General features: G+C 63.6%; 4 protein-coding genes and 1 pseudogene. 4 read left to right on the top strand and 1 reads right to left on the bottom strand.

Going from position 1 to position 5137, the window contains the following annotated elements:
- The 4 genes and pseudogenes from NW819_RS01505 to NW819_RS01490 all read left to right on the top strand — a co-directional run.
- Positions 1-610 (top strand): annotated as a pseudogene (locus tag NW819_RS01505) (hypothetical protein); the annotation flags it as partial.
- 8 nt (positions 611-618) lie between these two features.
- Positions 619-3057: a primosomal protein N' gene (gene priA / locus NW819_RS01500; protein ID WP_414412682.1), complete on the top strand. Its 2439-nt coding sequence runs from the start codon at positions 619-621 to the stop codon at positions 3055-3057.
- A 99-nt stretch (positions 3058-3156) separates the two neighbouring features.
- Positions 3157-3528, top strand: a complete 372-nt coding sequence (locus NW819_RS01495) for a YtxH domain-containing protein (protein WP_011433806.1) — start codon at positions 3157-3159, stop codon at positions 3526-3528.
- Entirely contained in the window at positions 3525-4073 is a 549-nt protein-coding gene (locus NW819_RS01490) for a hypothetical protein (RefSeq protein ID WP_011433807.1), read from the top strand. The genes NW819_RS01495 and NW819_RS01490 overlap by 4 nt, the downstream gene beginning before the upstream one ends.
- Here NW819_RS01490 and metG read toward each other — a convergent pair.
- The coding region (gene metG, locus NW819_RS01485; RefSeq protein ID WP_414412681.1) for a methionine--tRNA ligase at positions 4070-5137 on the bottom strand (1068 nt) is incomplete at its 5' end. The two genes, NW819_RS01490 and metG, sit on opposite strands and share 4 nt — an antisense overlap.

The following is a 5137-nucleotide window of genomic DNA, read 5'->3' as shown; positions in this document are numbered from 1 at the left end:
GCGCCAGGGATCCCTGGCGCAGCAACAGCTTCAACAGCAGTGGCAGGCCCAGGCCGAAGCGCTGCAAGTGGCCCTCTCCCAAGCCCAGGCGGAAGTTACCCGTTGGCAGCAAGAGCACCGCCATCTGCAGGAACAGTACGCCCAAGCCCAGCAGCATCTCTCCGCCATGGAGCGGCAGTTGCAGGCTGCCTTGGAGCAGTTGGCCGCCCAACCCGACTGGCAGCCACAGTTGCGCTCTGCGCAGGCAACCATTCTCCATCTGCAAGAAGAAATTGCAACCTTGTCCACGCAACTGGAGAAGCAAGCAGAGCAGATCAAAGCCCTGCAAGGGGAGCGTGCTGCCCTGTGGGAAGAAAACCGCTCTCTCCGAGAAAAATACGAGCAGCAGCAGATGCATGTGCTGAGCTTGAAGGCGGCTTTGGAACGCAAAGGCTTGGATGTCCCACCTCGGGCCGATACCTCCAGCGCCCTCACGCGAACAGAGTCCCTTGGCCAGGCTCTGTCTCCAACCCCTGCTGCCAAGCCTACAATTCAGCCCCTGGCCCAACCTCTACCGTCTCGGGCAAGCAAGCGGGCGGTCGATCTGCCGAGGTTTCTGCCCCGTCCGTGAGGGATCCCGTGTTGCAGCCTGTGCCTCCCCGCTGGCTGGAAGTGTGGGTGGATCATCCCCATTTGGGGGGTTGCTTTACCTATCGTGTGCCAGAGGGATCCGCGCCAGAAGCGGGCGACCTGCTCAGCGTACCCTTTGGTCAGCAAATGGCGGGGGCAGTGGCCTTGGGTTGGCGCTCCGAGCTGCCGGCAGGGGTGGATCCGCAGTCGGTGCGGGAGATCGAGGCGGTGGTGGCCAAAGGGATCCTGCCCAAAGAATTCTGGCCCCTGCTGCAGCGGGTGGCCGACTATTACCTCACCCCTCTGGCCCAGGTGGTGCGCACGGTATTGCCCCCCGGCTTGCTCAGCCGTTCTCAGCGGCGTGTCCGCTTGCTCAGGCTCCCTGCCGAAGGGGAGGAATGTTCGCCGGCTGCCCAAACCCTGCTGCAGCTGCTTCAGGCCAAAGGGGGAGAGCTGTCTTGGCGCTATGTGCAACAGCAGGTGCCCACTGCCGCCCTCGCCCTGCGGGAACTGCAGCGACGGGGTTGGGTGGAGAGCTTTTGGCAGGAGCAACAGGGGGGCAGGGTGAAAACCCAGCTGGCCGCCAGTCTGGCCGACGACTCCCCAGAGGGGCTGAGCCTCCCTCAGCAGAAGGCGCTGCAGATCCTCAAGCAGAAGGGGGGAGAGCTGCTGCTCGCCGAGTGGGAGCGCCTGGCAGGAGTGAGCCGAGCGGTTCTGCAGGGGTTGGCCCGCAAAGGCCGTGTCCACCTCTACGAGCGCCCACTGCTGCGGCTGGGAGATGCCAGCCTGCCGGGGTGGCGGGATCCGCCCAGGCCCTTGACGGCCGCCCAGGCCCAGGCGGTAGAGGCGATCCGGCAAGCTTTGGGCCGGTTCCAGCGGTTTTTACTGCACGGGGTCACCGGTTCTGGGAAAACGGAAGTGTACCTGCAGGTGATCGCCCAGGTGCTGCAGCAAGGACGGTCGGCGCTGGTGCTGGTGCCCGAGATCGGCCTTACCCCGCAACTGATGGATCGGTTTCGGGCGCGGCTGGGATCCCAGGTGTGGGCCTACCACAGCGGCCTCTCGGAAGGCGAGCGCTACGACACCTGGCGGCAGATGCTGTCCTCCACCCCCCAAGTGGTGATCGGCACCCGCTCGGCGGTGTTTGCCCCCTTGTCCAAGCTGGGCCTGATCGTCTTGGACGAAGAGCACGACGACAGCTTCAAGCAGGATCAGCCCCAGCCCTGCTACCACGCCCGTCAGGTGGCCGAGTGGCGGGCCGAGCTGGCCGGTTGTCCCCTGGTCCTGGGCAGTGCAACCCCAGCGGTGGAAACCTATGCCGCCCATCTGCAGGATCCGCAGCGGTGGATCCGGCTGGCCCTGCCGCAGCGCATCCCCCAAGCTGGGATCCCGGCCACCCTGCCCCAACTGGAGCTGGTGGACATGCGCCAGGAGCTCCAAGCCGGCAACCGCAGCATCCTCAGCCGCCGTCTACACCAGGCCCTGCAGCAGACGCTGGACAGAGGGGAACAGGCCATTCTCTTTGTCCCCCGCCGCGGCCACAGCACCTTCGTCTTGTGCCGTAGCTGCGGGTTTGTCCTCACCTGCGAGCATTGTGATGTTTCTCTCACCTTTCATCTGGCCCATCTCGGCGGGCAGGAACTGCGCTGCCACTACTGCGGCGCCCGCCAACCCCATCCGCAGCGCTGCCCCGCCTGTGGATCCCCCTACCTGAAGCACTTCGGCACCGGCACCCAAAAAGTGGTGGAAGTGCTGCACCAGCATTGGCCCCAGCTCTCGATTTTGCGCTACGACAGCGACGCCACCCGCCGCAAGGGATCCCATCGCGATTTGCTGGAGCAGTTTCGCAGCGGCAAGGCCCAGGTGCTGGTGGGCACGCAAATGCTCACCAAAGGGCTGGACATACCCCAGGTAACCTTGGTGGGCGTGATGGCCGCCGATGGGCTGTTGCACCAAGCCGACTATCGCGCCGGCGAGCGCAGCTTTCAACTGCTCACCCAGGTGGCAGGGCGCTCGGGCCGGGGATCCCTGCCAGGACAGGCGATTATCCAGACCTATCTGCCGGAGCACCCGATTTTGAGGGCGGTGCTGGCCCAAGATTACGAGGGCTTCTTGCGGGCAGAACTGCAACAACGGCGAGAGGGGGGCTATCCTCCCCACCGAGCTTTGATTTTGATCCGCTTGAGCAGCACCCGCCTGGAAGCCCTGGAGCGTTATTGCCATCGGGTGGCCGAACGCCTACAGGGGATCCCGGCAGAGGTGTTGGGGCCGGGGCCAGCTCAGGTGGAGCGGGTTGCCGGACGCTACCGCTGGCAGATCCTGCTGAAGCAACTGCCCGACCAAGATTGGGATCGCCCGAAGCTGGCTGCGCAGATCCAGGCCGCCATTGGCCATCCCCCCCAAGGGATCCGCGTCAGCCTGGATGTGGATCCCCTGCGGATTCTCTAGGAACAGTTGACCCGGCGCGCGGCAAGCCCGCCGATCCCGCGAGATCTTAAGGTAGTCTGGTTTCGGGGCCACCCGTATCCAACTCAACTCTGGCAAAGCATGGCTGAAAACCGGACTGGCGCGTTTATCGGTGGGCTGTTGCTGGGAACTGCTGTGGGCACCGCCATCGGCCTGCTCTTGGCTCCCCGCAGCGGACGGGAGACGCGGCGACTGCTGAAGAAATCGGCAGAGGCCCTGCCAGAGGTGGCAGAAGATGTGACCAGCAGTCTGCAATATCAATCGGAAAAGTTGTTCGACGCTGCCCAACGCAGTTTGGATGAGGCTCTGCTGCGGCTGCAGCAGGCAGTGGCGGTGGGCAAAGAAGCCATGTTGCAGAAGCGAAGGGAGCTGCTCCAAGCCCAGAACTCGCGTCCCTTTGGCGGGGAAGAAGCTGACCTAGAAGCTCGGGATGGGGAGGAGGCGGCGGGATGAACGACCCGGTCTTTTGGCTCGGCCTCTCGGTAGGCCTGGTAGCAGTGGGCATTTTGGCAGTGATCCTGACCCTACTACCTGCCGTCATTCAACTGGGTCGAGCTGCCCAGAGCGTGGAGCGCTTTTTCGACACGCTGCTGCGGGAATTGCCGCCCACACTGGAAGCCCTGCGCCTGACCAGCCTGGAAGTGAGCGAGATTGCCGACAGCCTCGACGAAGGGGTGAAAGGGGCCGGGCAGGTGGTGAAGCAGGTCAACCGCTCCATCGAAGGAGCACGCACCCAAGCCCAGGGCGCCCAAGTCAATATCCGCAGCTTTTGGGCAGGGGTACGGGCAGCCTGGCAGACGCTGTCCGGCGAAGTGCCCCCCACCACTGGCGCGATTCACAACCCGCGGCTGCGCCCATCCGACCCATCCAACCGTTCTTTCTCCGCTGCTTCATCAACACTTCCCCTGGGAGGTGACCGCCCTTTTGCCGGCGGAGCCACACCAGAGGGATCCCAAGCCGCTGCCCAATCTTCCCGACCGGACATCGCCAATCCCTAGGCGTTCCTCAGGATCTTCTGAAAGACAGGCGTAGGAGGCTGGGGCTCTTGCCCGGGGGGAAGCTGGCCCCAAGTCGCATCGGGATCCCAGCGCAGTTGCGTGATGTCGGTGAGGGAGAACCCCAGTTGCTGCAGGATCTTGAGGCTGAGAGCGGGAATGAGGGGCGAGAGCAGCACTGCCACCCAGCGCACGCTTTCCAGAACGGCATAGAGGATCTGGGCCACCCGTTCGTTTTGCCCTTGCTTGTGCAGCGTCCAAGGAGCCTGCTCATCAAGGTATTTGTTGCTGGCCTGGGCTAAGCTGAGGGCTTTGCGGGCAGCAGAGCTGGGATCCAGCCGCTCGTAGGCGTCGGCCACTGCCGGGGCAAGGCGCTCGGCCAGGGTTTTGAGGGGGTGATCTGCAGGGATCCCGACGGCGGGAACGCGGTAGTCGGATTGATATTTCCTGAGCATGTTGAGGGTGCGGTTGAGCAGATTGCCCAGGTCGTTGGCCAGATCGGCGTTGAGCACGTCAACGAAGCGGCCCTCGCTGAAATCGCCATCCTTGCCCAGCTCGATTTCCGTCAGGAAGTAGTAGCGCACGGCATCGGCGCCGTATTGCTGCACCAGCTCAAAGGGATCCACCGTGTTCCCCAAGCTTTTGCTCATCTTGAGGCCATCTTTGGTGAGAAAGCCGTGGCCAAACACCTGCTTGGGCAGGGGCAGACCTGCGGACATGAGCATGGCCGGCCAGTAGATGGCATGAAAGCGGACGATGTCCTTGCCCACCAGGTGCACATCCGCAGGCCAGTAGCGGCGTAGGGCATTTGCCAAGGTGGGCTCGTCGTCAGGATCCAGAGCGGCACTGATGTAGTTGATCAGGGCGTCAAACCAGACGTAGAGGGTTTGGCCGGGATCCGCCGGAAAAGGGATCCCCCAGGAGACGCTGGGGCGAGAAATGGAAAAATCCCGCAGGCCCTGCTTGACAAAGTTAATCACCTCATTGCGGCGGCTTTCTGGTTGGATAAACTCCGGCTGCTCGGCATAGAGGGCTTCCAGCTTTTCCTGGTAGCGGGAGAGGCGAAA

This window comes from Synechococcus sp. R8-2, from assembly GCF_047461715.1.
Lineage (GTDB): Bacteria > Cyanobacteriota > Cyanobacteriia > Thermostichales > Thermostichaceae > Thermostichus.
The sequence above is the reverse complement of the archived record's forward strand: the minus strand, read 5'-3'. Positions and strand labels throughout refer to the sequence as shown.

Bases quoted from the DNA above. Each gene is read 5' to 3' on its own strand.
- NW819_RS01495 (WP_011433806.1), top strand. From the start codon at position 3,157: ATGGCTGAAAACCGGACTGGCGCGTTTATCGGTGGGCTGTTGCTGGGA.
- NW819_RS01490 (WP_011433807.1), top strand. From the start codon at position 3,525: ATGAACGACCCGGTCTTTTGGCTCGGCCTCTCGGTAGGCCTGGTAGCA.